Annotated in this window: 24 protein-coding genes; 18 read left to right on the top strand and 6 right to left on the bottom strand. The window is 42.5% G+C overall.

Features of this window, described 5'->3' with window-relative positions; all coding sequences use genetic code 11:
- The first annotated feature begins 92 nt into the window (after positions 1 to 92).
- From D6856_RS11800 to D6856_RS11780, 5 genes are all read left to right on the top strand, one after another.
- Positions 93 to 1,484, top strand: a complete 1,392-nt coding sequence (locus tag D6856_RS11800; RefSeq protein ID WP_120687042.1) for a PhoH family protein — start codon at positions 93 to 95, stop codon at positions 1,482 to 1,484.
- 253 nt (positions 1,485 to 1,737) lie between these two features.
- Positions 1,738 to 1,947, top strand: a complete 210-nt coding sequence (locus D6856_RS11795) for a FeoA family protein (protein WP_120656907.1) — start codon at positions 1,738 to 1,740, stop codon at positions 1,945 to 1,947.
- A gap of 28 nt (positions 1,948 to 1,975) precedes the next feature.
- Positions 1,976 to 2,197 carry a FeoA family protein gene (locus tag D6856_RS11790; protein WP_092243121.1) on the top strand — a complete coding sequence of 74 codons (222 nt, stop codon included), beginning with the start codon at positions 1,976 to 1,978 and terminating at the stop codon, positions 2,195 to 2,197.
- Between the two features lie 13 nt (positions 2,198 to 2,210).
- The gene (gene feoB / locus D6856_RS11785) at positions 2,211 to 4,499 is read left to right on the top strand and encodes a ferrous iron transport protein B (RefSeq protein ID WP_120687041.1); all 2,289 of its coding nucleotides are present in this window, start codon (positions 2,211 to 2,213) and stop codon (positions 4,497 to 4,499) included.
- A gap of 211 nt (positions 4,500 to 4,710) precedes the next feature.
- Positions 4,711 to 5,628, top strand: a complete 918-nt coding sequence (locus D6856_RS11780) for an RluA family pseudouridine synthase (RefSeq protein WP_158588927.1) — start codon at positions 4,711 to 4,713, stop codon at positions 5,626 to 5,628.
- On the opposite strand, the gene D6856_RS11775 is transcribed toward D6856_RS11780, so the two are convergent.
- Complete coding sequence (locus D6856_RS11775; protein WP_120687039.1) at positions 5,621 to 6,895, bottom strand: DNA polymerase Y family protein; 1,275 nt, start codon at positions 6,893 to 6,895, stop codon at positions 5,621 to 5,623. The genes D6856_RS11780 and D6856_RS11775 overlap by 8 nt on opposite strands.
- A 200-nt stretch (positions 6,896 to 7,095) precedes the next feature.
- Between D6856_RS11775 and D6856_RS11770 the strand changes: the two genes are divergently transcribed.
- Positions 7,096 to 7,653 carry a CAP domain-containing protein gene (locus D6856_RS11770; protein WP_243114084.1) on the top strand — a complete coding sequence of 186 codons (558 nt, stop codon included), beginning with the start codon at positions 7,096 to 7,098 and terminating at the stop codon, positions 7,651 to 7,653.
- A 102-nt stretch (positions 7,654 to 7,755) separates the two neighbouring features.
- Entirely contained in the window at positions 7,756 to 7,926 is a 171-nt protein-coding gene (locus D6856_RS15210; protein ID WP_158588926.1) for a hypothetical protein, read from the top strand.
- 77 nt (positions 7,927 to 8,003) lie between these two features.
- Here D6856_RS15210 and D6856_RS11765 read toward each other — a convergent pair whose 3' ends face one another.
- Genes D6856_RS11765 through D6856_RS11755 form a run of 3 tightly spaced genes read right to left on the bottom strand, consistent with a single transcriptional unit; the run spans position 8,004 to position 10,462 of the window.
- Positions 8,004 to 8,447, bottom strand: coding sequence for an aspartate carbamoyltransferase regulatory subunit (locus D6856_RS11765; RefSeq protein ID WP_092243112.1), 444 nt, complete (start codon positions 8,445 to 8,447; stop codon positions 8,004 to 8,006).
- Between the two features lie 21 nt (positions 8,448 to 8,468).
- Positions 8,469 to 9,416: an aspartate carbamoyltransferase gene (gene pyrB / locus D6856_RS11760; RefSeq protein WP_092243273.1), complete on the bottom strand. Its 948-nt coding sequence runs from the start codon at positions 9,414 to 9,416 to the stop codon at positions 8,469 to 8,471.
- A gap of 35 nt (positions 9,417 to 9,451) precedes the next feature.
- Positions 9,452 to 10,462 (bottom strand): DUF5050 domain-containing protein, encoded by a 1,011-nt coding sequence (locus tag D6856_RS11755; RefSeq protein ID WP_158588925.1) that lies wholly within the window; start codon positions 10,460 to 10,462, stop codon positions 9,452 to 9,454.
- A gap of 111 nt (positions 10,463 to 10,573) precedes the next feature.
- Between D6856_RS11755 and pheA the strand changes: the two genes are divergently transcribed.
- Genes pheA through D6856_RS11715 form a run of 8 tightly spaced genes read left to right on the top strand, consistent with a single transcriptional unit; the run spans position 10,574 to position 19,508 of the window.
- The gene (gene pheA, locus D6856_RS11750; RefSeq protein WP_120687036.1) at positions 10,574 to 11,701 is read left to right on the top strand and encodes a prephenate dehydratase; all 1,128 of its coding nucleotides are present in this window, start codon (positions 10,574 to 10,576) and stop codon (positions 11,699 to 11,701) included.
- A 51-nt stretch (positions 11,702 to 11,752) separates the two neighbouring features.
- A complete protein-coding gene (locus D6856_RS11745) occupies positions 11,753 to 13,300 on the top strand; it encodes a Ppx/GppA phosphatase family protein (RefSeq protein WP_120687035.1) in 1,548 nt (515 codons plus the stop codon).
- Positions 13,301 to 13,316: 16 nt separating this feature from the next.
- The gene (locus D6856_RS11740; RefSeq protein ID WP_120687034.1) at positions 13,317 to 15,488 is read left to right on the top strand and encodes an RNA degradosome polyphosphate kinase; all 2,172 of its coding nucleotides are present in this window, start codon (positions 13,317 to 13,319) and stop codon (positions 15,486 to 15,488) included.
- 41 nt (positions 15,489 to 15,529) lie between these two features.
- The gene (locus tag D6856_RS11735; RefSeq protein WP_120687033.1) at positions 15,530 to 16,114 is read left to right on the top strand and encodes a Maf family protein; all 585 of its coding nucleotides are present in this window, start codon (positions 15,530 to 15,532) and stop codon (positions 16,112 to 16,114) included.
- 13 nt (positions 16,115 to 16,127) lie between these two features.
- On the top strand, positions 16,128 to 16,382 hold the full coding sequence (locus D6856_RS11730) for a glyoxalase (RefSeq protein ID WP_092243098.1): 255 nt from the start codon (positions 16,128 to 16,130) through the stop codon (positions 16,380 to 16,382).
- Between the two features lie 18 nt (positions 16,383 to 16,400).
- A complete protein-coding gene (locus D6856_RS11725; protein ID WP_120687032.1) occupies positions 16,401 to 17,219 on the top strand; it encodes a Cof-type HAD-IIB family hydrolase in 819 nt (272 codons plus the stop codon).
- A complete protein-coding gene (locus D6856_RS11720) occupies positions 17,220 to 18,071 on the top strand; it encodes a PHP domain-containing protein (RefSeq protein WP_120687031.1) in 852 nt (283 codons plus the stop codon).
- 60 nt (positions 18,072 to 18,131) lie between these two features.
- Entirely contained in the window at positions 18,132 to 19,508 is a 1,377-nt protein-coding gene (locus D6856_RS11715; RefSeq protein ID WP_120687030.1) for a TrpB-like pyridoxal phosphate-dependent enzyme, read from the top strand.
- Positions 19,509 to 19,575: 67 nt separating this feature from the next.
- Here D6856_RS11715 and D6856_RS11710 read toward each other — a convergent pair whose 3' ends face one another.
- Positions 19,576 to 20,451, bottom strand: coding sequence for a helix-turn-helix domain-containing protein (locus tag D6856_RS11710; protein ID WP_158588924.1), 876 nt, complete (start codon positions 20,449 to 20,451; stop codon positions 19,576 to 19,578).
- Between the two features lie 260 nt (positions 20,452 to 20,711).
- Here D6856_RS11710 and D6856_RS11705 point away from each other — a divergent pair, with 260 nt between their 5' ends.
- The 3 genes from D6856_RS11705 to D6856_RS11695 are packed head-to-tail and all read left to right on the top strand — an operon-like array spanning position 20,712 to position 24,284.
- Positions 20,712 to 21,659 (top strand): ABC transporter permease, encoded by a 948-nt coding sequence (locus D6856_RS11705; protein ID WP_243114083.1) that lies wholly within the window; start codon positions 20,712 to 20,714, stop codon positions 21,657 to 21,659.
- Positions 21,660 to 21,671: 12 nt separating this feature from the next.
- The gene (locus tag D6856_RS11700) at positions 21,672 to 22,556 is read left to right on the top strand and encodes a carbohydrate ABC transporter permease (RefSeq protein WP_120687028.1); all 885 of its coding nucleotides are present in this window, start codon (positions 21,672 to 21,674) and stop codon (positions 22,554 to 22,556) included.
- 42 nt (positions 22,557 to 22,598) lie between these two features.
- Positions 22,599 to 24,284 (top strand): extracellular solute-binding protein, encoded by a 1,686-nt coding sequence (locus tag D6856_RS11695; protein ID WP_120687027.1) that lies wholly within the window; start codon positions 22,599 to 22,601, stop codon positions 24,282 to 24,284.
- An 84-nt stretch (positions 24,285 to 24,368) separates the two neighbouring features.
- On the opposite strand, the gene D6856_RS11690 is transcribed toward D6856_RS11695, so the two are convergent.
- Positions 24,369 to 25,244, bottom strand: a complete 876-nt coding sequence (locus D6856_RS11690) for an AraC family transcriptional regulator (protein WP_120656889.1) — start codon at positions 25,242 to 25,244, stop codon at positions 24,369 to 24,371.
- Positions 25,245 to 25,502: the final 258 nt, after the last annotated feature.

The following is a 25,502-nucleotide window of genomic DNA, read 5'->3' as shown; positions in this document are numbered from 1 at the left end:
TTTTTGTCCTTAATATAATAAGAAATATATTGCGAAACCACAAGATGTGGTATAATTAAGGTACAAGTCATACAAATAAGGGGGACGTACGCATGAAGAAGATCTACGTACTGGACACCAACGTTTTGATTCAGGCACCACACGCCTTGAAGTGCTTTGATGATAACGAGGTCGTTCTTCCGCTGGTAGTCTTAGAAGAATTGGACGCCCATAAACGCGATGAGGGCGAGAGAGGAGCCAATGTAAGAGAAGCAATCAGAATCCTCGAACAGCTTCGGGGATCAGGCGATCTGGTTGCAGGTGTTAAGCTTGATAACGGGGGAAGTCTTCGAGTTGAGAAGAACTTCAAGGATACAGTCCTTCCGGAAGATATGGCGGAACACAAATCCGACAACAGGATACTTAAGGTATGTAAGGGATTGTCGGAGAGCAGGAAAGAACAGGTAGTTCTGGTAACTAAGGATATTCTGATGCGTATCAAGGCGCAGCTTATCGATATCAGATCCGAGGATTTCACAACCGAGCAGGTTGCGGGACACCAAGAGCAGTACAGTGGCAGGATCGATGTATATGCGCCCGAAGAGATTTTTAAGGATTTCAAGAAAAAGGGTATACCCGTCAGCAAAGTTTATTGTTGCGATGAAGACGGTAACAGATATGAACCTGAGTTATACGAGAATGAATTTGTTGTTGTAAGAGCCGATCAGTCTACCAATAAGACTCAGATGGGCAGAGTAAGTAAGGGCGTCATCAAGAGGCTTGAATTTGAAAGATCGCAGCCCTACGGCGTTAAGCCGAGAAATGCAGGCCAGTACTTTTTACAGGAAGCGCTTATGCAGCCTGCTGATGTAGCGCCGCTTGTAATCGTTAAAGGTATGGCGGGTACAGCCAAGACTTTCTATTCACTTGCTGTCGGACTTGAGAAGATGATAAATCGGCCGACCGGAGAGTACAGAAGGATTCTTGTGTGCAGACCCAATTCACAGTTTGATGATGATATAGGCTTTCTTCCCGGAGATGAGCAGGAGAAGATATCACCGCTTATGAGACCCATTATCGATAACCTTGAGCAGCTCATTGATTCCAATGAGGAAGAGAGATACAAGGACGAGAAGGAGCTCCGGGATAAGACGGATGAAGTCTTTGACAGAGGTATCGTACAGTGCGAAGCGCTGAACTTCATAAGAGGAAGATCGATTCTTAAGACTTTCCTTATTATAGATGAAGCTCAGAACATGACACCTACACAGGCTAAGGGTATTATCACGAGAGCCGGCAAGGATACCAAGATTATTCTTCTGGGAGATCCGAATCAGATAGACAGACCGTTCCTTGATGAGAGAACTAACGGATTATCCTATGCTTCAGAGCATATGAAGGGTAGCCCGTTCTGCTGGCAGGTATCGTTATCTGCTTCAGAGTGTGAGCGTAGCCGTCTTGCAATGGATGCGATCGAGCGTATGAGAGATAAAAAAGACTTCTGATATTATTATGTAAGTCTTCATATTATTAGTTCGTGCTAACACCTCACTTATAAAAGTGAGGTGTTTTTTACTTACAAAGCCTCGAAAATGCTATGAAATTTTGTTAGCTATTAATAACAAAAATTTACCAAAATCTATTGACAAAGAATTTCAAAAAGACTATTCTTATCATGGTTAGCAAGGACTAACATTTTATTAGACATTGCTAACGGGTAATAAGTTATATCTTTTATGTATTTGAAAGGAGATCAATATGCCATTAAGTATGGGAAATATTGGTGAACTTGTTTCTATAAAACATGTATCGGGTAATGATGAGACACGTCAGCATCTCGCAGAACTTGGTTTTATCATTGGTGAGCCGGTTACCATTGTAAGTAAGAACGGTGGGAATCTGATCATCAATGTTAAAGATAGCCGAATTGCTCTTGATAAGACTTTGGCTAATCGCATTATGATCTAATAGATATAAAGAAGAGGAGACTTTATTCATGAAGACATTAAGAGATGTTGCGATCGGACAGACAGCTGTTATTAAGAAGCTGCATGGGGAAGGTCCTACAAGACGCAGAATTATGGACATGGGACTTACAAAAGGAACAGAGATAATTGTTCGCAAGGTAGCGCCTCTTGGTGACCCTATCGAGCTTACAGTCAGAGGCTACGAGCTTACAGTTCGTAAAGCAGACGCAGAATTTGTAGAAGTCGAATAATCAGGAGGTTAACATGGAAATCAAGATTGCTCTGGCGGGTAACCCCAACAGCGGAAAAACAACATTATTTAATGATCTTACAGGTAGCAGACAGTACGTTGGTAACTGGCCCGGTGTTACTGTAGAAAAGAAAGAGGGTAGACTTAAAGGTCAGGAATTCAAGGATGTTATCATCCAGGATCTTCCCGGTATTTATTCTCTTTCTCCATATACTCTGGAGGAAGTTGTATCTCGTACATATCTTGTAAATGAGAAGCCCGATGCGATCATCAATATCGTAGACGGAACCAATATAGAACGTAATCTATATCTCACAACTCAGCTTCTTGAGCTCAATATTCCCATTGTAGTTGCACTTAATATGATGGACCTTGTTCGTAAGAACGGTGATAAGCTTGATATCAAGGCTCTTTCAGAGGCACTTGGTTGTGAAGTTGTTGAGCTTTCTGCTCTTAAATCAGAAGGTACGGATGCACTTGTAAAAAAAGCTGTCGCAGCAGCCAAGGAAGGAAAGGCAGCCGACAGAAAAGAAGTTCTTACAGATGAAGCTAAAGAAGCTATCGAAAAGATAGAAGAAGTTTTGAAGGGCTCGGTTGATGATAAATTCCTTCACTGGACTTCAATAAAAGCTTTCGAGCGTGATTCCAAGGCATTGGAGGCACTTAATCTTTCTTCAGATAAGAAGGCTCAGATTGAGAGCATTACCAAGGCTTGTGAGGCATCTCTTGATGATGACGCAGAATCAATCATCACTAACGAGAGATATTCTTATATCACAAGCGTGACAGAAAAGGCTGTTAAAAAAGGCCGTGCAAAGGGCGAGCTTTCTATATCCGATAAGATAGACAGAATAGTGACCAATCGTATTTTGGGACTTCCTATTTTTGCACTTGTAATGTTCCTTATCTATGCGATCGCTATGGGCGGATGGAGCGTATCTATCGGTACAGCGGCAACTGATTTCACCAACGATGTTATCTTCGGTGAGTGGATTCCCGGATTCTTTGATACTTTGCTTACAGCTCTTCATGTTGAAGAGGGAACTGTTCTTTACGGACTTATTCAGGACGGTATCGTTGCAGGTGTAGGAGCTGTTATCGGTTTCGTACCCCAGATGCTTGTTCTTTTCTTCCTTCTTTCAATTATGGAAGATATCGGATATATGGCACGTGTGGCATTCGTTATGGACCGTATTTTCAGACAGTTCGGTCTTTCCGGTAAGTCATTTATTCCTTGCCTTGTTGCTACAGGCTGCGGTGTTCCCGGTGTTATGGCAAGCCGTACTATCGAGAACGAGCGTGACAGACGTATGACCATCATGACAACAACATTTATGCCTTGCGGAGCTAAGCTTCCGATTATCGGACTTATTGCAGGCGCCGTATTCGGAGGATCACCTCTTATCGCAGCATCGGCTTACTTTATCGGAATCGGTTCAATCGTACTTTCGGGTATCATTCTTAAGAAGTTCAAGGCGTTTGCAGGAATTCCCGCTCCTTTCGTTATGGAGCTTCCCGCATACCATATCCCTTCATGGGCAGGTGTGCTTCGTGCAACATGGGAGAGAGGCTGGTCATTCATTAAGCGTGCCGGCAGCGTTATCGTAGTTTCTTCTATCATTATCTGGTTCCTTTCCGCATTCGGTAATGTAAACGGAAACTTTGGACTTGTAGACAACCTCTTTGAGGATGAATCAATAGTTACGGAAGACTATGTTCAAATGCTTGCCGATAAGATGGATGTTCCCGCTGAGGATGTAAATGCTATGGATGCATCACTTCTTGCAGGATTCGGTAATGCATGCTCACCTGTATTTAAGCCTCTTGGATTCGGTAACTGGAAGGCTACTGTTTCAACTATCACAGGCCTTGTAGCTAAAGAAGAAGTAGTAGGAACTTTCGGTGTTCTTTATAACTATGACGATGCGGATGAAGAGCTCGGAGAAGAAGGCGAACAGATATGGGATAGAGTAGCTGCAGATTACACACCGCTTGCAGCTTACGGATTCATGGTATTTAATCTTCTTTGTGCACCTTGCTTCGCTGCAATTGGAGCTATCAAGCGTGAGATGAACAACGCTAAGTGGACATGGGCTGCTATCGGATATATGACTTTGTGGGCTTATGTGCTTGCACTTATCGTTTACAACCTCGGAAGCCTTATCACAGGTGCTGCATCATTCGGAATCGGTAGTGTTGTAGCGATAGTTCTTTTGGCAGGACTTATCTACCTTCTTTTCAGAAAGGGCTATGTTGCCACAGGAAATGAAGGTCTTGAGTCGGCAGTAAAAGCTAATTCATAAAATGTCGTTTTTCAATGGAGGTATGAGTTATGACGCCTTTACTTGGACATGTAATTGTAATTGCAGTATTATGTATTATAGTTTTAATATGCGGTAGGAACTTTATCAGAAACATCAAGCATGAATTATCGGGCGGAGGCTGTGCTTCCTGTCCCGGTGGTTGTTCCTGCGGTAAATGCGATCACAAAGGACAATAAACTGTAATCATAATATGAATGATAATTTCAGACAGATTGAATATACGGTAACGGAAGCTGATGGGAATATTACTGCCGGTGATATCATGCGGCAGAAGCTTTCTCTTTCAAGCAGAGAGGTCTCAAGGTGTAAGAGCTTTGAGGACGGCGTTATGTTGGACGGAAAAGGGATCAGGATCATCACTGAGCTTAGCCCCGGACAGACGCTTGTCGTAAGGATCTATGAAGATATGGAGAACAGCTCCGAGATAGTTCCTTCAGAGATTCCGGTTGATATCGTATATGAAGATGAGGATCTGATACTTTTAAATAAGCCCGGAGATATGGTCGTCCATCCTTCTTATGCGCACTACACGGACTCGCTGAGCAATGCTCTTGCAGGTTTTTACCAAAGGCGAGGAGACATGCATGTGATGCGTGTTATCGGAAGGCTCGACAGAGAGACATCCGGGCTTATTATTTTTGCCAAAAACAGGCACAGCGCGGCGCTTTTATCCAAGCAGGGACAGAATATGTCCAAGAGAAAAGAGTATCTGGCTCTTTGCAGCGGTATCTTTGATAATTCTGAAGGAACCGTGGATGCTCCCATTGAGAGAATTCCCGGTCAGAGAATGATAAGGGAAGTAAGAGAAGACGGTAAAAAAGCGATAACCCATTATAAGGTTATTAAAGCATTCAAGAATTGCAGCCTTGTAAGGCTCCGCCTCGACACGGGAAGGACTCATCAGATAAGAGTTCATATGGCGTATCTGGGTCATCCGCTTCTTGGAGATAACTTCTATGGAAAAGAAATTTCGGAGAATTACGGACTGACGAGAGCGGCGCTCCATGCAGCTCATTTGGAATTCGATCAGCCGATAACGGGAGAAAAGCTTGCATTTGAAGCTCCGCTTCCTAAGGATATGGAAGAAGCAATGAAAATGATTATTTAAGCAGACTGCCTTTAATAACAGTATTTTTACCGAATTTATCTGCAAGCTCGTCGGCCATCTTGCCAAGCTTCTTGGTCTTATCATCGGTGGAGAAAGCTTCATCGAAAAGGCTCATCTGTCTGTAAGAGCCGTCGTCGAGTTTACTTACTCCGACGCCGACAAGGCGAACGACTTCGCCGTATATAAACAGTCCTTCTTCTCCCAGAAGGAGCTTATCTGCTAGATATTTGGAATATTTATATATTTCAGCGGCATCGGATGTAGAATTATCAAGCTGCATCTGAGATGAATGCCTTTTGAAATTACCTGTTTTGACAGACAGGGTTATTGTTCTTCCGAAAACTTCATCTTTTCGAAGTCTTGATGAAACCTTCTCTGACAGATATTTAAGGACGGGAACTATATCTTTATCATAATTATCTGCGTTAAGATCCGTTGATAACGTGGTCTCGTTGGAATAACTCTTGGCTTCTTCATAGGAATCGGAAACATGTGAACTTCCAATACCGTTGGCACTTGCGTATATGTAGCTTCCCGCGTTCTCTCCAAGTATGCCGGTAAGCATCTCATAGTCTGAATTGGCGGCATCACCTATTGTGCGAATCCCAAGGCTAATCAGTCTGCTTGCCGTAGAACCTCCGCATCCGTACAGGTCACCGATTGGAAGCGGCCACATTTTCTCTTCAATTTCATCCGGGAAAAGAGTATGTATCTTATCGGGCTTGGTAAAATCACTTGCCATTTTGGCAAGTAGCTTATTGTCTGAAATTCCCACATTAACCGTAAACCCTAAAGTATCACGTATCTCATCTTTGATCTTCCGGGCAACACAGATGGGAAAAGGGCAGTCAGGAGTTTCAAGATCCTTGTACATCGATCTTGTTCCTGTCATATCCATATAAGCTTCATCTATAGATACTTGCGCAACTACAGGGGCATATTTATGAAGTATCTCAATAAAAGCATGAGAGCATTCTCTGTAGAAATTAAAGTCAGAGCTGACCATAACAAGGTTGGGACACTTCTGGAGTGCCTTGACAACAGGTTCACCCGTAACTATTCCGTATTTTTTGGCAGGGATTGACTTGGCTGTGATGATACCATGTCTTGTCTTAACATCTCCGCCGACAGCGGAAGGGATGGTTCTAAGGTCAATGCTCCCGGGTTCTTCGCGCAGCTTTTTAACCGCGGACCATGAGAGGAATGCGGAGTTGACATCAACGTGAAATATGAAGTTGTCATAGTCATAAGCCCTTGATTTCTCCATATTTGTATTATATATCGCACAAGTGTTCGAATCAAGCTTTGGAAAAAAATTTCAAAGATTAATATTAGCTTTGAAATAAAGAGCTTAAAAATGCGAAAAAATTTAAATATCCTAATTGATTCAATTTCGCTAATGGATTAGCATTATTTTAGGAATATGGATATCTATTTCCATGAATGATCACAGGGAGAAGTGAGACGATGAACAGATTTGGCAAGATAGTAGCAATACTGATGGCCGGTGTTCTTACGTTCACATTTACAGCTTGTGGCTCAGCTAAGATCGGAGCCGTTGATGATGAAGCTGTAAAGAGAACCGAGGAACTGGCAGCCGGAGAGTACATAATCGATGAGAACAATTTAGCTCTTGCAGGAAGTGCAGCTTCCAGCCAGGCTTGTATCGATGCGTGCTCTGCAGTTTACAACTTAATAAATCAGCAGAGAACAGCTCAAGGTTTACCGGCTCTTGCTTGGAGCGATCAGCTTACCAACGCGGCTCAGGTTCGTGCCAATGAGATCATCACAATATTCTCACACACAAGACCTGACGGATCGGAATTCTGGACAGTAGACAGCAGTGTTCAGTACGGTGAGAATCTTGCTAAGCTTTATCAGTCAGCTGACAGCGTATTCGTAGCTTGGATGAATTCACCTACACATGCAGCCAACATGATGGACGGTGGTTTCAAGACAGTAGGAATCGCAATCGCACAGGATTCTAGCGGCAACTGGTTCTGGGCTCAGGAATTTGGATATTGATAATATGATGATATAACATCCGCATAGATGAACGAATAATTGCTTTCCTTCATTTATGCGGATTTCTTTTCCTGAATACTTATTTTTAAGGAGGTATCTGATATGTTTGGAAACTCTTCGAAAGATATTTACCTTAACAGTGAGACAAGACCGATCTCCGTATCGGGAGCCAATGACAATCCGTATATGCAGGAGCTTTTAAGAAGCGAAGAGAGACGCCGTGAGAAACACACGGACGATATCTACAATCGCCAAAACGGATACATTAAGTAAATAACCGCGAATGATCGCATTTAATAAACGAGCCGACCACTCATGTGATCGGCTCGTATTATTATTGCTTTATCATATCATTTCTTTACTGCGTCGCCGTCGGAATACTTCTCGTCGCAGTATTTGCATCTGTAAACTTCGTTCTTTTCATCCGCAAGATAGAAGATCTGAGGAAGCTCCTGCTCAATGGAAGAGATACATCTTGGGTTGTGGCATCTGAGCACTCCGTGGATCTCTTTGGGAAGTACGAGAGCTCTTTTTTCTATGATCTCACCTGCCTTGATAACATTTACTGTGATGTTGTGGTCTATGAAGGCGAGTATGTCGAGGTTAAGAGTATCTATGTCGCATTCGACCTTTAAGATGTCTTTTTTGCCCATAACCTTACTCTTGGCGTTCTTGATTATGGCGACAGTGGAATCGAGCTTATCAAGTCCGAGATGACGATAGATCTGCATTCCTTTTCCGGCTTGGATGTGATCGAGAACGAATCCTTCTTCAATTTTACCGATATTTAACATGAAATACCTCTTTCTGTTTGATTAAAATTTTCTGAGTAGCCCTTCATTCATATGAGCATCTGTCATATCAAGGAGTGTCAGGATAAGCGCCATTCTTACGTATAATCCGTATTGAACCTGCTTAAAGTATGCGGCTCTTGGGTCGCTGTCGATCTCGACTGAGATCTCGTTAACTCTCGGAAGCGGGTGGAGGATAAACATTTTTTCTTTTGCAAGCTCCATCTTTGCTTTGTCGAGTATATAGAAGTTCTTCAAGCGAATGTAGTCTTCTTCGTTGAAGAAACGTTCTTTCTGAACTCTGGTCATGTAGAGGAAATCGAGCTTTCCGATGACTTCTTCGAGTTTAATTACTTCTTCGTATGTGATGCCCTTGGAATCGAGCATTTCTGTAATGTAATCGGGAACACGGAGCTCTTTGGGAGAAACGAATACGAAGTGGATTCCCTCGTATCTTGTAAGAGCATTGATAAGAGAGTGGACCGTACGACCGAATTTGAGGTCTCCGCAAAGACCAATCGTAAAGTCACCGAGTTTACCGTATAAAGATCTGATGGTTAAAAGATCTGTAAGTGTCTGTGTGGGATGTTGATGACCACCGTCGCCGGCGTTGATAACCGGGATAGAAGATTTGGATGCTGCCACCATAGGAGCGCCTTCCTTGGGGTGACGCATTGCGCATATATCTGCGAAACAGGAAATAACACGAATAGTATCAGCGACACTTTCGCCTTTTGCTGCTGAGGAACTGCCTGCATCGGCAAAGCCGAGCGTCTTTCCTCCAAGTCTTAACATAGCTGTTTCAAAACTTAGTCTTGTTCTGGTACTGGGCTCATAGAAGCAAGTTGCAAGGATCTTGCCGTCACACTTATGTGAGTAGGCTTCCATGTTGTTTTCGATGTCATTGGCAACATCGAAGAGCGCCTCGAGTTCATCCACCGTGAAATCCAACGGATTCATCATGTGTCGCATGTTGTTCATACACTCTCCTCGTTATAAAATTATATTTATTTTACTTTCACATCAAAAATGGATGCAGGAGCTGATCCATCCAAAGGTATATGGTACATCACTTCGTCGTTTCCGTAAACCTTAAAATAGATATATTTTGATGTGACATTGAGACTGTTGGTCACGCCGTTAAACATTGTAACCGTGCCGCTTCCGGTAAGGTCGCAGCGCTTAAGGGCTTCGCGGCCGGAAGCAGAGGTTGAATAGTAAATATAGTTGTCATCCATAGTAAAGCAATCGACTCTGTCCATCGTGATCTTGTTCTGCTCACCGTTAAGAAGACTTGTTCTATAGATTGAGTAATTGTCGTCGCCGTTAAGATAGTATATATAACCGCCCTGAACAACAGGGAAGAAGTAATTGCCATATATAACAGGAGAAATTGAATCGCCTGCGTTGGTATAGAGCGCATGGATATTGTGGTCGTTTGTTACTCCTGTGTAGTAGATAACGCCGCTCTCATAGCAAACGGGAGATACATACTCCGTTGAAACAAGAGACGAATTGGTCTGATCGACGCGTATCTTATGGAGAGAGCCGCCGTTTGGCTTAACCTGATAATACAGGTATTCACCGCAAAGCTGAACTTCACCGCAGAAATCACGAAGAAGGCATGTCTGGCTGCGTCCGGAGGTCCGGCATCTGTAGATACCGAACTGATTGGTCGCGGTTCCGAGTCCCTTAACTCTGCCCGACACTTTGGTCGAATCCATATAGAAATATAAAAACTCTTTTGCTCCGCTGATATATTTGACGCCCATACTTGTAAGACGTTTGGGCTTTGATTCGTCGACATTCATAGAATAGAGACAGTTACTGTCGTTGGGATTGGAGAAATAAACCTTACCGTCCATTTCAAAAAAGAGGCCGGAATTATGAAGATTGCCGGCGCTGTTTCCTCGATCGGTCGGTGACATCGTAACCCGTTGTTCCGAAATATAAACTAGCAGGATACCGACAAGTATAAGCGTTGTCAATATTGTGAACAATACAGTTTTTAATTTCATATCTTTCCCCTCAATGTTTATCCTCATAATTATTATAGGCGCGTTATTTCTTGCTATCAAGCTGTATTTGTTCTAAAATTCAAATAGATAATAAGGTTTTCGGAGGACGAAATGGATTTAAAAGATCTGCGCACAGAAATTGATGCGGTCGACAAACAGATAGTTGAATTGTATGAAAAAAGGATGGATATAGCATCCCGAGTGGCCGATTTTAAGATAAATACGGGCAAAAAAGTTTTTGACAAGCAAAGAGAAGATGAGAAATTAACAGAGATTAAAAAGCTTGCAAAATCTGATTTTAACAGAACGGGACTTGTGGAGCTCTTTTCACAGCTTATGTCCATGAGTAGGAAGCTTCAGTATCAAAAGCTTGCCGAGGCGGGGGCTTCAGGTCAGCTTCCTTTTATAAAGATTGATTCTATAGATAAAAAGAATGCAAGGGTTTGCTTCCAGGGAGCGGCAGGATCATACTCCGAAGAAGCCATGAAACAGTTCTTCGGTGAAGATGTTAACAGCATTCCCGTGGACACGTTCAGGGATGCGATGGCTCTTTTGGAAGAGGGAAGTGCCGATTATGCGGTTCTTCCGATCGAGAATTCTACAGCGGGTATCGTAAGCGAGATCTACGATCTTCTTGCCGAGTATGAGCACTATATAATAGGCGAGCAGATCATAAAGATAAGGCATTGCCTTTTGGGTGTTCCCGGTGCAAAGCTTTCCGATATCAAGACGGTTTATGCACACCCTCAGGCTCTTATGCAGAGCGCAAGATTTCTTTCGGATCACAGCTATATACAGCAGGTCGGTATGAAGAACAATGCGTTTGCAGCAAAGAAGGTTTCTGAGGACAAAGACATAACTCAGGCCGCTATCGCAAGTGCGGGGGCTGCGAAGGTTTACGGGCTTGATATCATTGAAGAAGGCATCAATTCAGCCGATGCCAATTCAACAAGGTTTATCATCATTACCAATCAGAAGGTGTTCCTTAAGGATGCCAAGAAGATAAGCTTATGCCTTGAGATTCCGCATGAGGCGGGTTCGTTGTACCACCTTATGTCACATTTTATCTATAACAATCTCAATATGTCCAAGATTGAGTCAAGGCCTATTGAGGACAGAAATTGGGAGTACAGATTCTTTATTGATTTTGACGGTAACCTGGCAGACAGTGCAGTTAAGAATGCACTTAGGGGGCTGCGTGAAGAAGCGAGAATGCTCAGGATACTGGGTAACTACTAAGAAGACCTGACAGCTTAAGTTTTTACGTGATTTTCACAGAGGGTATTGATTATGATGGGTGAGGTATTTGCTGCAATTGATGTGGGTTCATACGAGATCGCACTCAAGATCTTCGAGCTTTCCAAGAGGAAGGGCGTAAGAGAGCTTGATCATATTAGACATCGTATGGATATCGGAAGTGAGACTTATGCAACCGGCAGGATATCAAGTCTTCATGTCGATGAGATGATAAGGATCCTTTCGGAGTATAAGAAGATAATGAAGGAGTATGGGGCTTCACATTATCAGGCATACGGAACGAGCGCGATAAGAGAGACCAAGGATATTTTGATCGTTCGAGATCTTATCGAGCAAAGGACCGGAATTCACATCGATGTCTTAAGTAACTCGGAGCAGCGCTTTATTGATTATAAGTCGATCGCTCTAAGGCACGATAAGTTTGAGAAAGTACTGGAGAAGCCGACTGCGATAGTTGATATCGGAGGCGGAAGTATTCAGATATCTCTTTTTGAAAAAGATACTTTGGTTGCCACTCAGAACCTTATGACAGGTGTGCTTAGGCTTCATACGACAATGGAGCAGGTGCACGCTTCAAGATTAAAATACTCGGAGCTGGTTTCGGAGCTGGTTAATTCAAGACTTTCCGTTTTCGCCAAGATGCATCTTAAGGATAAAAAGATAGAGAATCTTATCATAATAGATGATTATGTTTCTCCTATAATGCAAAAGGTTAGATCAGGTGATGACGGAGACGGCTTTGCCACAAGGGAAGAATTTAACAAGATCATCAAAGTGGCGGATGAAATGAGTGATTACGAAGTTGCCAAGAAGCTCGGGATTCCCGAAGAGAACGTTCCGCTTTTGCATGTTGCAAGTACACTTATAAAGTGTATTTTGGATGCTACTAAGGCAGAGAATCTCTGGGCTCCCGGAATTACGCTCTGCGACGGTATCGCATATGAATATGCGGAGAAAAAAGACTATATCAGATCGCCGCATGATTTTGAGCAGGACATCATAGCCTGTGCTCAGAATATCTCAAAGAGATATATGGGAAGTAAGTCAAGAAGAGAGACACTTAAAAAGATCGCGCTTACGATCTTTGACAGTACAAAAGAGATCCACGGTCTTTCAGACAGAGACAGACTTCTTTTAGAGATCGCGACAACGCTACATGACTGCGGTAAATATATAAGTCTTGTTTATCTTGGCGATTGTTCCTACAACATTATCATGTCGACCGAGATCATAGGTCTTTCTCATATTGAGAGGTCGATAGTCGCCAATGTTGTTAGATTCAATCACGAGGAGTTTGAGTATTATAACAGCGGATCTGAATTCTTTGACGGACTTTCAAGAGAAGACTATCTGAGGATTTCCAAGCTGACCGCTATCATGCGTGTGGCGAACGGACTTGACAGAACACACAAGCAAAAATTCAGGGACGTTACGGTCAGCATTAAAGACAGAAACCTTATTATCAATGTTGATACATCTGCGGATATTACACTTGAGAAAGGACTCTTTTTTAACAGAGCGGCTTTCTTTGAAGAAGTATTTGGACTTAAACCTGTTATTCGTCAAAAGAAATTGATGTAAATATGAGAGGGAATCTATGGCAAAGGGCGGACATAAAAAATTAAATGAATTTGATTTTGAAAATCCAAAGCTCTATATCAACAGGGAACTTAGCTGGATAAGCTTTAATTCGAGAGTCCTTTCCGAGGCGGAAGATGCTTCAAATCCGCTTTTTGAAAGGCTTAAGTTCCTTAGCATATCTGCGAGCAATCTCGATGAGTTTTTTATGGTAAGAGTTGCTTCGCTTAAAGATATGATCAATGCCGAATACAGTAAGCTTGATATCGCGGGCATGACTGCAAAACAGCAGCTTGATGCGGTACTTAGAGATCTGCACAGATTTGTGGATCATCAGTACAACATCTACAACGACATGCTCATTCCGCTTCTTGGAAAAGAGGAGCTGTATATCTGTGATCCCAAGAATCTTTCCGATAATGACAAGGATTATCTGAGCAGATATTTTGATGAGTTTGTTTATCCCGTTCTTACTCCGATGGCGGTTGATTCATCGAGACCTTTTCCGCTTATCAGAAATAAGACGCTCAATATCGGATCTCTTTTGAAAAAGAAAGAGGGAAAAGATGATGTCGATTTCGCAACGGTTCAGGTTCCGGATGTTCTTCCCAGAGTAATTGAGCTTCCGCAGGAATTTGAAGATGAAACAATAAGAAGAGTTGTTCTTTTGGAGCAGCTTATCATGGCGTATGTAGATAAGCTTTATCTTAACTACGATGTAATTACGAGTGCGCCGTACAGAGTTGAGAGAAACGCCGATCTTTCGATAGACGAGGATGAGGCGGAAGATCTTTTAAAAGAGATTGAGAAGCAGATCAAGCGTCGTCAGTGGGGACAGGCGATAAGACTTGAAGTGGACAAGAGCATCGATAAAAAGCTGCTTAAGTTTATTTCAAGAGAACTACAGGTCGATGACAGCGAGATATTCTCCGTTAACGGACCTCTTGATCTTACGTTTCTTATGAAGGTTTATAAGCTTGAAGGTTTTGATGAGCTTAAAGAGCACAGCTACAAGGCACCTCAGGCTGTTCCCGAGTTCGACAAGGGTGAGGATATATTTGAGGTTATAAGTAAGGGCGATATTCTTATGCATCATCCTTACGAGACCTTTGAGAATGTCGTTAAGTTTGTTGAGAACGCGGCTGTAGATCCCAATGTCCTTGCAATCAAACAGACTCTTTACAGAGTAAGCGGTAATTCACCGATTATCGCCGCACTTGCAAAGGCCGCAGATAACGGCAAGCAGGTTACGGTGCTTGTTGAATTAAAGGCTAGATTTGATGAAGAAAATAACATCGTATGGGCCAAGATGCTTGAGAAAGCGGGCTGCCATGTTATTTACGGACTAGTGGGACTTAAGACTCACTGTAAGATCACACTCATAGTAAGACGTGAGGAGGATGGTATCAAGAGATACGTTCATCTTGCGACAGGTAACTACAATGATTCAACGGCCAAGCAGTATACCGATGTCGGACTCTTTACCTGCGCACCTGCGTACGGCGAAGATGCGACCGCTGTGTTTAATATGCTTTCGGGTTATTCGGAGCCTCTTTCATGGAACAAGCTATCACTTGCTCCGTTGTGGCTTAAGGACAGGATCATCGATCTTATTAAAAGAGAAGAAGGGCATGCTCTTTCAGGTGAGCCTGCAAGGATCATCGCCAAGATGAATTCCATCTGTCACAAAGAGGTTATCGCAGAGCTTTACAGAGCAAGCTGTGCGGGCGTTAAGATCGATCTTATCGTAAGAGGTATATGCTGCCTTAAGGCAGGCATTCCGGAGATCTCGGAGAACATAACCGTCAGATCCATTGTCGGAAACTTCCTTGAGCATAGCAGGATCTTTTACTTTGAAAACGGCGGAAGTCCCGAGTACTATGCAAGCAGTGCGGACTGGATGCCTCGTAACTTGGAGCGTCGTGTAGAGATCATGTTCCCTGTTGAAAACGATAAGCTCAAAGCTAAGCTGTGGCACATTCTTGATACCGAGCTTAAGGATACCGAGAAGGCACACGTAATGAACGAGAACGGAGTGTACGTTAAACAGTCGGCTGTTTTGCCTGAAGGATCGAAAAAGATCAACTCGCAGAAGATTTTCGGAGATGAGGCTTCGAAGGCTGTCGGCGAGCTGAATACACAGAATTCAAGAGTATTTGTCCCTGAGATGAATCCGGACAATAGATTTTGAATGTTATAATAAACAAAAAAAGGAAAGAGGATTTATTTGTAATGCGTTATGTTTTGGCATCGGGTTCACCCCGAAGAAAGGAGCTCCTTTCAAAACTAATAAAAGAATTTGAGATTATACCGGCTGTGGGAGATGAGTCCACGACAAAGGTCAGACCGTTTGAAGTTGTCGAGGAATTGTCTTTCAAGAAAGCTTCAGAAATTTTTCACAAAATTTTTACCGAAGATGGCGCAAAGCCTGTTGTAATAGGCGCCGACACAGTCGTATCATATAATTATAAGATACTTGGTAAGCCTAAGGACAGAGAAGATGCAAGGAAAATGATATCTTCCATGCAAGGCAACGAGCACACGGTCTATACAGGGGTGACCGTTTTTTATCAAAAAGACGGGAAAGTAGAGCACTTTACGTTTTCCGAAGAGACTATCGTATATGTGACATCAATGACCGATGAAGAGATCGCTGCTTATCTCGAAACGGGAGAAGCAGACGACAAAGCAGGTGCTTACGGCGTCCAGGGACAGTTCGGAAAGTTTATTAACGGAATCAGAGGAGATTACTTTAATGTTGTCGGACTTCCTATAGCAAGGCTTTACCGGGAAATGAAAAAAAGAAGTTTGTTATAAGTGGAGGTTTTGTATGCACGAGTATGATGAAGCGGTTTTGAAATGTTTTCTTGAGAATCAGGGACAGCTTTTTCCTGAAAATGTAGCAGAGAACATGGAAGAGGCTGAGGCTTTTCTGGAGGATTCCATGGCGGTTGTTGTTGACGGCCCCGATGAAGTTATGGAATACTTTGAAGAGACAGGCGTTGACGTGGAAGATGACAACGTGCTTGATGCAGATGAGGTTTTTGACATAGGAGATGGCAGATATCTCATTGTAGAGGCTTGATGATCGGAGTTTTTTAATATGAGGATATCCGCTAAAAAAATATTTTTCTTTGATCTTGATGGGACTTTGCTTACGAGTAGTAAGCAGGTCTCAGAAAAGACCATGGAAGCCCTTAAAAAATTCACGGATGCGGGAAATCATTTCTGCATCAATACCGGGCGGGCAATTGACAGCGCTAAAGCTGTCGCTTCCGACCTGGGGCTGAATTTTAAGGGCTCTTTTTTATGTGGCAGCGACGGAACGGAGATCTTTGATGTCGACAAGGGTGAATACGTCTACAAGGTAGGCGTTCCGCTTGAACTTATTCGTCCTATCTTTGATCTGGCAAAAGAATATAATGTTCATATCCATGCTTACACGGAGACTCACCTTGTTTCATTAAATGACGGCGAGTGCATGAAATACTACAGAAGAGTTATAAAGACTCCTCTCATTATTACTGATGATATCTTAAAAGAAGTAAAGACGCCTCCGTCAAAGCTCTTATCGGTTGAGCTTCACGACCATGACAAACAGGAGCGTTTCAGAGAGGCTCTTCATAAGATGACGGGTGATGTGCTCACGACTCTTTATTCCAATCCGTATTATCTGGAGATCTTCCCTGCTGAAGCAGGAAAAGGAAGTGTTGTAAAACGCCTTTCTGATTATCTGGGAATCCCGATTGAGAATACGTATGCTGCGGGTGATGAAGAAAATGATATATCGATGTTGCAGGCTGCGGGCTGCGGAATCGCAATGATAAACGGCAAGGATAACGTGAAGGCATGTGCGGATGTCATCACCAAGGAAGACAACGACCACGACGGACTGGCGGAGTATATACTGGGGGCAATATAAATGAGAGCAATTGATCTACACACACATTCAAATAATTCAGACGGAACCTTTACCGTAAAGGAATTGATGGATTATGCATATAAAAAAGATTTGGCGGCGATCGCGCTTACAGACCACGACACGGTCAAGGGACTTGATGAAGCTATAAGCTATGCGGAAAAGCATTGCCCCGGACTTGAGGTCATTCCGGGCGTTGAAGTCTCAACCGTAAATGAGGGCAAGGATTGTCATATCGTTGGTCTTTATATCAATCATCACGATGAGGCTTTTCTTAATAGGTTAAAAGAGCTTCATGATGTGCGCGAAAGAAGAAATGTCGAGATTGCAGCGAATCTTCATAATATCGCAGGCTTTGATTTTACCTATGAAGACGTTCAAAAAGAATTTCCGGGAGCTGTTATAACAAGAGCTCATTTTGCGAAATATCTTTTGGATAAAGGCTATGTCGGAAGTTGGCAGGAAGCCTTTGACAGATATATCGGAGAGGGTAAGCCCTGCTTTGTTCCTCCGAACAGGATAGATCCCGAAACAGGCGTAAGATACATTCTTGATGCGGGTGGTGTTCCGGTTCTTGCACATCCTATTTTGTATCATCTTAGTGATGAGAAGCTTGAAGCGCTTGTTTCAAGGCTTAAGGATGCGGGACTTATCGGAATAGAAGCCATTTATTCAACGTATGATTCACGAGATGAGAGACAGATAAAAGACCTTGCGAAGAAGTATGATCTTCTTATAAGCGGCGGCTCCGATTTCCATGGTAAAAATAAACCGAAGATCGACTTGGGAAGCGGCATGGGAAAGCTGTTTATTCCTGAAGATCTGCTTGATGCGATCAAGGCTGCGAGAGGTTGACAGACCGTGTATTTTTGTGCTTTAATGAATTAAATTGTGAAAATCAGGGGGCATTATTCCATGAGTGAAAATAATAAGATACCTTATAAGATTTATTTATCTGAGGACGAGATTCCCAAGCAGTGGTACAACGTAAGGGCAGATATGAAAAATAAGCCCGCACCGCTTCTTAATCCCGGAACACTTCAGCCTATGGGCTTTGACGATCTTCGTCCCGTATTCTGCGATGAGCTTATCAAGCAGGAGCTTGATGATACAACTCCTTACATTGATATCCCTCAGGAAGTTCAGGATTTCTACAAGATGTACAGACCTTCACCACTTGTAAGAGCGTACTGTCTTGAGAAGGCACTCGGAACTCCCGCGAAGATTTATTACAAATTTGAAGGAAACAACACAAGCGGAAGCCACAAGCTTAACTCCGCTATTGTTCAGGCATATTATGCCAAGAAGCAGGGCCTTAAGGGTGTTACCACAGAGACCGGTGCAGGTCAGTGGGGAACAGCTCTTTCAATGGCATCAGCTTATCTTGGAATTGATTGTAAAGTATACATGGTTAAGGTTTCATATGAGCAGAAGCCTTTCAGAAGAGAAGTTATGCGCACATACGGCGCAAGCGTAACTCCTTCACCTTCAATGGATACAGAGATCGGACGCAAGATCAACGCTGAGCATCCCGGAACAACAGGTTCACTCGGATGTGCTATCTCAGAAGCTGTTGAGGTTGCAACTAAGACAGAAGGCTACAGATATGTTCTTGGATCAGTTCTTAACCAGGTACTTCTTCATCAGACAGTTATCGGTCTTGAGGCTAAGGCTGCACTTGATAAGTACAACATCACTCCCGATGTGATCATCGGATGTGCAGGCGGCGGATCCAACCTCGGCGGACTTATTTCTCCTTTCATGGGCGAGAAGCTCAGAGGAGAGAAGGACTACAGGATCATTGCTGTTGAGCCCGCAAGCTGTCCCAGCTTTACAAGAGGTAAGTTCGCATACGACTTCTGTGATACAGGAATGGTATGTCCTCTTGCTAAGATGTACACACTCGGAAGTAACTTCATTCCTTCAGCTAACCACGCCGGAGGACTTAGATATCACGGCATGAGCCCTATCCTTTCACAGCTATATCACGATGGTTACATGGAGGCTATTTCTGTTGAGCAGACATCTGTATTCGAGGCAGCTCAGCAGTTTGCAAGAGTTGAGGGTATCCTTCCCGCTCCCGAGAGTAGCCATGCTATCAGAGCTGCTATCGATGAAGCTCTTAAGTGCAAGGAGACAGGAGAGGAGAAGACAATTCTCTTTGGTCTTACAGGTACAGGATATTTCGATATGGTTGCATATCAGAAGTTCAATGACGGAGATATGACTGACTATATCCCTACAGACGAAGAGCTTGCAAAGAGCTTTGCAACACTTCCTAAGGTTGATTGATCAGCTTCTTTGGTTTAGATGAAATAACAAAAGAGGAAAATGTCATTATAGGGCATTTTCCTCTTTTTTATATGTTTGCTATTATTCCTTTTCGATATTCCATCTGGTACTGCTTGGGTGAGACACCGACTTGCTTGGTAAATGTACGCGAGAAATTGGAATAGTTGTTAAAGCCTGATCGATAGCACGCTTCGTATGCGGTATTTCCCTCGCGAAGGAGCTTACCTGCAAGGTCGATCCTTTTAGCTATGACGTATTGTGAGATCGAAAGCCCGGATATCTTTTTCACACATCTTGAGATGTATGTTCCGTTACTGTGGATCTCTTTTTCCAGGATCTTAAGTGAGATATCTCCTGTGATATGCTCATCTATATAGTTAAATGTTCTCTTTACGATATCGGGCATCTTATCTTGAGCAATGCCGATATCGTTTCTTTTATATTTCTTATTGAGCTTGACCATGATGATCTTCAGATATGCCATGGCAAGAATGACTGATTCGGGAGTAGTGTTAAACAGGTTCTCCTGAAGCTTTGTGCTTAATTGGTTGATCTCTTCAAGTTCGTTTTCATCAAGGTGGACCGTATGTATCGTCTTATCGTTGTATGGTTTAAAACAGTTGTTTAAGTTGCAATGCTGGGTTGAAGCTTTTTCTATAACTTCTTCGCTGACATTTATAACGATCCTGTCGTATACGCCGGGAGTTGTCAGCTCGCCTCTGTGGAATACATATTTCGGCACGAGAGCAACATCTCCACGTTCCATTTCAACACCTGAATTCTCAGTAAAAAAGTTTAGACAACCTTCTTTGATGATAAGGATCTCATGACACGTGTGATTGTGCATATCATTCGTTCCGTCAAGAGGATCGGTTATCGTCTTGACTTCGCATACAAGCTCAGAACCCATGGCTTGATAAAGTTTTCTTCCCTTTTCGCTCATAATCATCCCCGTGAATCATATTTTGAAAGTATTATATCGTGATTGAGAATATATCACAATGATAAAAATTGCGCAAAGTGATGTGAGTTTTGTACAGATTTATATATCTTTTTTGCTGCAATGTGCATAAAAACGGGAAAATAGATATTAATAATGCAAAAGCATGGTAATATTTTGCAATATTTTAATCATATCAGTAAAGGTGAAGTATACGCTTAAGTGATAAAGTGAGCTTAGAAAATTTGTGGAGGAGTAGGAAAGTGGCTAGAGACAAAGGTTATAAGGCACCCAAAGTTAAATTTGATAAAGTCTACTTAAAAAGATATTATCAACTGTATCTTCTTTTAGCATTACCATTGATCTATCTATTGATATTCAAGTACATTCCGATGTGGTACATACTGATCGCATTCAAAAAATACAGTATCGTACTTCCCGTACACAAGATGGCTTGGGCTAAGCACAACGGTATGGAGTTTTTCATCAAGGCATTTAAGTCAAAAGACTTTTTGATCGCGTTGAAGAACACTATAGTGCTCAACCTAAAGGATCTTATCGTAGGTTTCCCCGTTCCGATCATATTTGCTCTTATCTTAAATGAGCTTAGAGTAAAGAAATTTAAAAAGGTGGTGCAGACCATCACATACATGCCACACTTCCTTTCATGGGTAGTTATCTACGGTTTGGCATTACAGCTTTTTGCTCCCTCTACGGGACTTGTAAATCTGTTTATCGAAAAGCTCGGAGGAACATCGATCAATTTCCTCGGTGAACCCGGTAACTGGGTAAGGACTTATATAGGCCTCGGAATCTGGCAGAGCTTTGGATGGAATTCAATCATTTATCTCGCAGCGATCGCCGGTATATCACCTGATCTGTACGAAGCCGCAAGCGTCGACGGCGCTTCGAGATTCCAGAAGATGTGGCATATAACACTTCCGGGGATCAGATCTACCATAATCGTGCTTCTTATCATGGCACTTGGTAATATCATTGGTTCCGGATTTGACAGGCCGTTTGCAATGGCAAATCCCACAGTACTTGAAAAAGCTGAAGTTATCGCTACATACGTATACAAGGCAGGTATCAAAGGTTCTCAGTTTTCTCTTACCGCCGCGGTTGGTTTATTCCAATCTGTAGTAAATGTATTCTTCCTGTTAGGCGCCAACTGGTTGTCGAGGAAGTTTGGCGAACGCGGAATATGGTAGGAGGTAAGTTAAATGGAAGAGAACAGAGTGGTACATTCCACCGGTAGTAAGATTGGGGATGCGATATTTATACTTATCTGCGTGATCATTTCCTTGTTATGTATCATCCCTATGATAAATCTTTTGGCTAAATCTTTTTCGGGTACGGATTATCTGATCAGAAGAGAAGTATATCTGTTACCCAAGGGCTTTAACGCAGATGCATATATGCATGTACTTAAAGATGCCAAGTACATAAGAGCTTTCGTATGGACAGCGTTCCTTACTTTGGGATGCACAGTGCTTTCACTTGTTATGACGATGCTTTGTGCATATCCTTTGATCTACGATGAGCTCAAAGGCAGAAAAGCGATCAATATATTTGTGACCATCACAATGTTTTTTAACGCAGGTATCATTCCGAACTATCTTTTGCTCTTTAGGATCGGAATGCTGGATACACCTTGGGCGCTGATCATTCCAAGCTGTATGAGCGTATATAACGTCATCATCATGAGAAGCTTCTTTTACGGAATTCCCGAATCACTGAGGGAATCGGCGATGATCGACGGAGCAAGCTTTATAAGGATATTGATGAGTATCTACATACCGCTTTCCAAGCCTGTTATGGCTACTCTTGCATTGTTCTATGCGGTCGGAAGATGGAACGGATACTCGGATGCTCTTATGTATATAAAGAACAAGGATCTGTATCCTTTGCAGCTTCTTTTGTATAACATCCTGAAGAACATCAATGCCGTTGAAGTGGCAACGCAGGAGGGATTCACGACTCCCGGACTTAACGAAGCCATAAAGTGCGCCATAGTAATGTTCTCAACGGTTCCTATTATCTGTGTTTATCCTTTCCTTCAGAAGTACTTCATATCCGGAGTTACTTTGGGAGCGGTTAAGGAATAAGTGGGGTTCTTAATAAAAAAATATATAAATGGGAGGTATAAGATGAAGAAAAAGGTTTTATCATTCTTACTTGCATGTGCAATGACTCTTTCACTTGCTGCATGCGGTAAAACAGGTGGGGAAGCTCCTGCGGCACCTTCGGGAAGCGATGCGGGTGAAGCATCAGCTCAGGCAGAAGGTGCAGCATCAGAGCTTACAGACGGCAAATTTGCCGAGACAAGACACATCACAGTAGAGGTTTATGACCGTAACAACGACGGCGGTTCAGACCCTACAAACAACGTTTACACAGAGTACATCAAAAAGGGAATGCTTGAAAAGCACAACGTAGAAGTTGAGTTTGTTGCTATCCCTCGTTGGACAGAGGTTGATGAGATCAACACTCAGCTTGCTGCAGGAACAGCTCCCGATGTATGCGTAACCTATTCATATCCTACAGTTAAAGCTTATGCGGATATGGATGCGATAATCGATATGAGACCTTATATCGACAACTATAAGAGCGAGCTTCCCAATCTTTGGAACTGGCTCGGTGAGACCAATCTTTATTGGAATTCAGATCTTAACGACGGAACAACATGGGCTATCGAAGCAAAGCTTGCAAACATGAACCGTGTTATCACATTTATCCGTAAGGACTGGCTTGATAAGCTCAACTTAAAAGAGCCTACAACAAAAGAGGAGTTCCATGAGGTCCTTGTTGCTTTCAAGGAGAATGCGGACACACTTCTCGGATCTGATGCAAACAAGATGGTTCCTTATTCAGTATCATATGATGTGGGCTGGAGAGCAGCTACTCTTATCGAGTCTTTCCTTGATCCCGATATGTCTGATAAGGAATACTATGTAAACGGTTTTGATGACAGAAAAATCTGCCAGAACGGAACAAAGGACGGCGTTAAGCTTCTTAACGAGTGGTATAACGAAGGACTTTTGTGGAAGGATTTCTATCTCTACGGATCCGGTGACTCAACAGAGGATGACATGATGAAGGCCGGATATGTTGGAGCATTTACACATAACTGGGATTATCCTTGGAGAAACGGTGAAGATTCAATCGCTGCAAACCTTAAGAGACTTGTAGGTGATGATGCCAAGTACATCGCTATCGATCCTTTTGAGGATAAGAAGGGCGGACACAATAAGTTCCTTGCAGGTCCTATCGACAGAAAGATCTTCTTCCCTGCAACCAACGATGAGCCTCTTGCTTCCATGCTTTATCTTGATTACATTTCAAGCCCTGAAGTTATCGAGTTCCTTCAGGTAGGAGAAGAGGGTGTGACCCATAAGACTCTTGATGACGGCGGATATGAGATCCTTGCTGCAACAGGAGATGCTATTCAGAATTCCGGAATGAACATTGACTATACAATTACATGTAACGGACTTAATCTTACAAACCAGGAGCTTACAGATAAGTCACTCGCTCATACATATGCCGGCATAGATCCTCAGGATATACTTGATGCAGATAAGATCGCTAAGACAGATACAAGGATCGGTATCAATGTAAATGTCGGAGATATCGAATCTGAGAGCGGCGCAGGTGATACTCTTACAGCTAAGAGAGATACTTGCTTCGACAATGCGGTTAAGGCACCTACAGCAGAATTTGATGCTACATGGGAAGCTGGTCTTTCCGATTATCTTTCATCAGGCGGACAGGACATCATCGATGAAAGAACAGAGAAGTGGGATTCAGTTTATTCTTCTGAAAACATAAGATGATAAGGCAATGATACAATAAGACGTTAAAAAAAGCCCTCGGTTTTACATTAGAGATAATGTAGAACCGAAGGCTTTTTATATTATTTATACGTTAGCGATAACGCCTTTTCTGTATTCTATCTGGAACTGTTTGGGAGATACTCCGACTTGCTTTGAAAAAGTACGAGAGAAGTTGGAGTAGTTATTAAATCCCGATTGGTAGCAAGCTTCGTTAGCTGTGTTGCCTTCGCGAAGAAGTCTGCAGGCAAGTGCGATCCTTTTGGCTATGATATATTGGGAGATCGAAAGTCCGGATATCTTTTTTACACATCTTGAGATGTAGGTACCGTTGTTGTGGATCTCGTTTTCCAAAGCCTTGAGAGTGATCTCTTCCGTAAGATGCTTATCTATATAGTTAAAGGTCCTCTTTACGATATCGGGCATCTTGTCTTCGGCCAGAGAAAATTCGTTTTTTCTGTACTTTTTGTTTATCAGAACAAGTATCAGCTTGAAATATGCATCTGTAAGGATTTCCGATTCAGGTGTAGAGCTGAACAGGTTATCTTTTAACATAGAACTGTATCTGTCGATCTCTTCAAGCTCTTCCTCGGTCAGATGAGCAGTATGGATGTGCTTATCATTATATGGTTTAAAGCATTTGTTCAGATCGTATTGTTCATATGAAGCTTCTTCCAAGATGTTCTCGGTCACGTTTATAACGATCCTGTCGTATTCTTCGGGAGTCAGTATTTCGCCACGATGGAACTTATACATTGGGATGAGAGCGATATCTCCGCGTGTCAATTCAATTCCGGCATGATCTGTAAAAAGATTGAGCCTTCCGTTTTTTACGATGAGGATCTCATGATTGGTGTGATTGTGCATGTCTGTAGTTTGATCAAACGGAGCGCTAACATTCTTTATCTCACATAACAGCTCTGCGCCCAGTGAATGGTAGGATCTTCGCCTTTTCTGTTCCATATTTTTTCTCCCTGTTTTTGAATAAATGTATTATATCGTGAAAACGTACATTGTTCAATGAGAAAATATTGCGTTTTCTGATGTAAAAAATATATATTTTAGCGCACTTTTGCCAAAAAACGCCTAAATATCGAATAAATATCGCTTAATGCTATTTTTCATTAAGTTATTTGGCGCAAAGTTCTTATCAAATAAGTGGACGGAATTTAGATGTCATTTTGTTATATTTAAGCCAGCAAAAAACATTTATAAATTTTG

Origin of the sequence: Butyrivibrio sp. XB500-5 (genome assembly GCF_003625505.1) — a bacterium.
Taxonomy (GTDB): Bacteria; Bacillota; Clostridia; order Lachnospirales; family Lachnospiraceae; genus Butyrivibrio.
Note: the sequence above shows the minus strand (reverse complement) of the source record. Positions and strands in the feature narration are given on the sequence as shown.

Coding starts and splice junctions, on each gene's coding strand:
- D6856_RS11740 (WP_120687034.1), top strand. CDS start 13,317: ATGGCAAAGGGCGGACATAAAAAATTAAATGAATTTGATTTTGAAAAT.
- D6856_RS11700 (WP_120687028.1), top strand. CDS start 21,672: ATGGAAGAGAACAGAGTGGTACATTCCACCGGTAGTAAGATTGGGGAT.
- D6856_RS11795 (WP_120656907.1), top strand. CDS start 1,738: ATGCCATTAAGTATGGGAAATATTGGTGAACTTGTTTCTATAAAACAT.
- D6856_RS11695 (WP_120687027.1), top strand. CDS start 22,599: ATGAAGAAAAAGGTTTTATCATTCTTACTTGCATGTGCAATGACTCTT.
- D6856_RS11780 (WP_158588927.1), top strand. CDS start 4,711: ATGAATGATAATTTCAGACAGATTGAATATACGGTAACGGAAGCTGAT.
- D6856_RS11690 (WP_120656889.1), bottom strand. CDS start 25,244: ATGGAACAGAAAAGGCGAAGATCCTACCATTCACTGGGCGCAGAGCTG.
- D6856_RS11755 (WP_158588925.1), bottom strand. CDS start 10,462: ATGAAATTAAAAACTGTATTGTTCACAATATTGACAACGCTTATACTT.
- pheA (WP_120687036.1), top strand. CDS start 10,574: ATGGATTTAAAAGATCTGCGCACAGAAATTGATGCGGTCGACAAACAG.
- D6856_RS15210 (WP_158588926.1), top strand. CDS start 7,756: ATGTTTGGAAACTCTTCGAAAGATATTTACCTTAACAGTGAGACAAGA.
- D6856_RS11720 (WP_120687031.1), top strand. CDS start 17,220: ATGAGAGCAATTGATCTACACACACATTCAAATAATTCAGACGGAACC.
- D6856_RS11735 (WP_120687033.1), top strand. CDS start 15,530: ATGCGTTATGTTTTGGCATCGGGTTCACCCCGAAGAAAGGAGCTCCTT.
- feoB (WP_120687041.1), top strand. CDS start 2,211: ATGGAAATCAAGATTGCTCTGGCGGGTAACCCCAACAGCGGAAAAACA.
- D6856_RS11710 (WP_158588924.1), bottom strand. CDS start 20,451: ATGAGCGAAAAGGGAAGAAAACTTTATCAAGCCATGGGTTCTGAGCTT.
- D6856_RS11725 (WP_120687032.1), top strand. CDS start 16,401: ATGAGGATATCCGCTAAAAAAATATTTTTCTTTGATCTTGATGGGACT.
- D6856_RS11800 (WP_120687042.1), top strand. CDS start 93: ATGAAGAAGATCTACGTACTGGACACCAACGTTTTGATTCAGGCACCA.
- pyrB (WP_092243273.1), bottom strand. CDS start 9,416: ATGCGACACATGATGAATCCGTTGGATTTCACGGTGGATGAACTCGAG.
- D6856_RS11775 (WP_120687039.1), bottom strand. CDS start 6,895: ATGGAGAAATCAAGGGCTTATGACTATGACAACTTCATATTTCACGTT.
- D6856_RS11730 (WP_092243098.1), top strand. CDS start 16,128: ATGCACGAGTATGATGAAGCGGTTTTGAAATGTTTTCTTGAGAATCAG.
- D6856_RS11715 (WP_120687030.1), top strand. CDS start 18,132: ATGAGTGAAAATAATAAGATACCTTATAAGATTTATTTATCTGAGGAC.
- D6856_RS11745 (WP_120687035.1), top strand. CDS start 11,753: ATGATGGGTGAGGTATTTGCTGCAATTGATGTGGGTTCATACGAGATC.
- D6856_RS11765 (WP_092243112.1), bottom strand. CDS start 8,447: ATGTTAAATATCGGTAAAATTGAAGAAGGATTCGTTCTCGATCACATC.
- D6856_RS11790 (WP_092243121.1), top strand. CDS start 1,976: ATGAAGACATTAAGAGATGTTGCGATCGGACAGACAGCTGTTATTAAG.
- D6856_RS11770 (WP_243114084.1), top strand. CDS start 7,096: ATGAACAGATTTGGCAAGATAGTAGCAATACTGATGGCCGGTGTTCTT.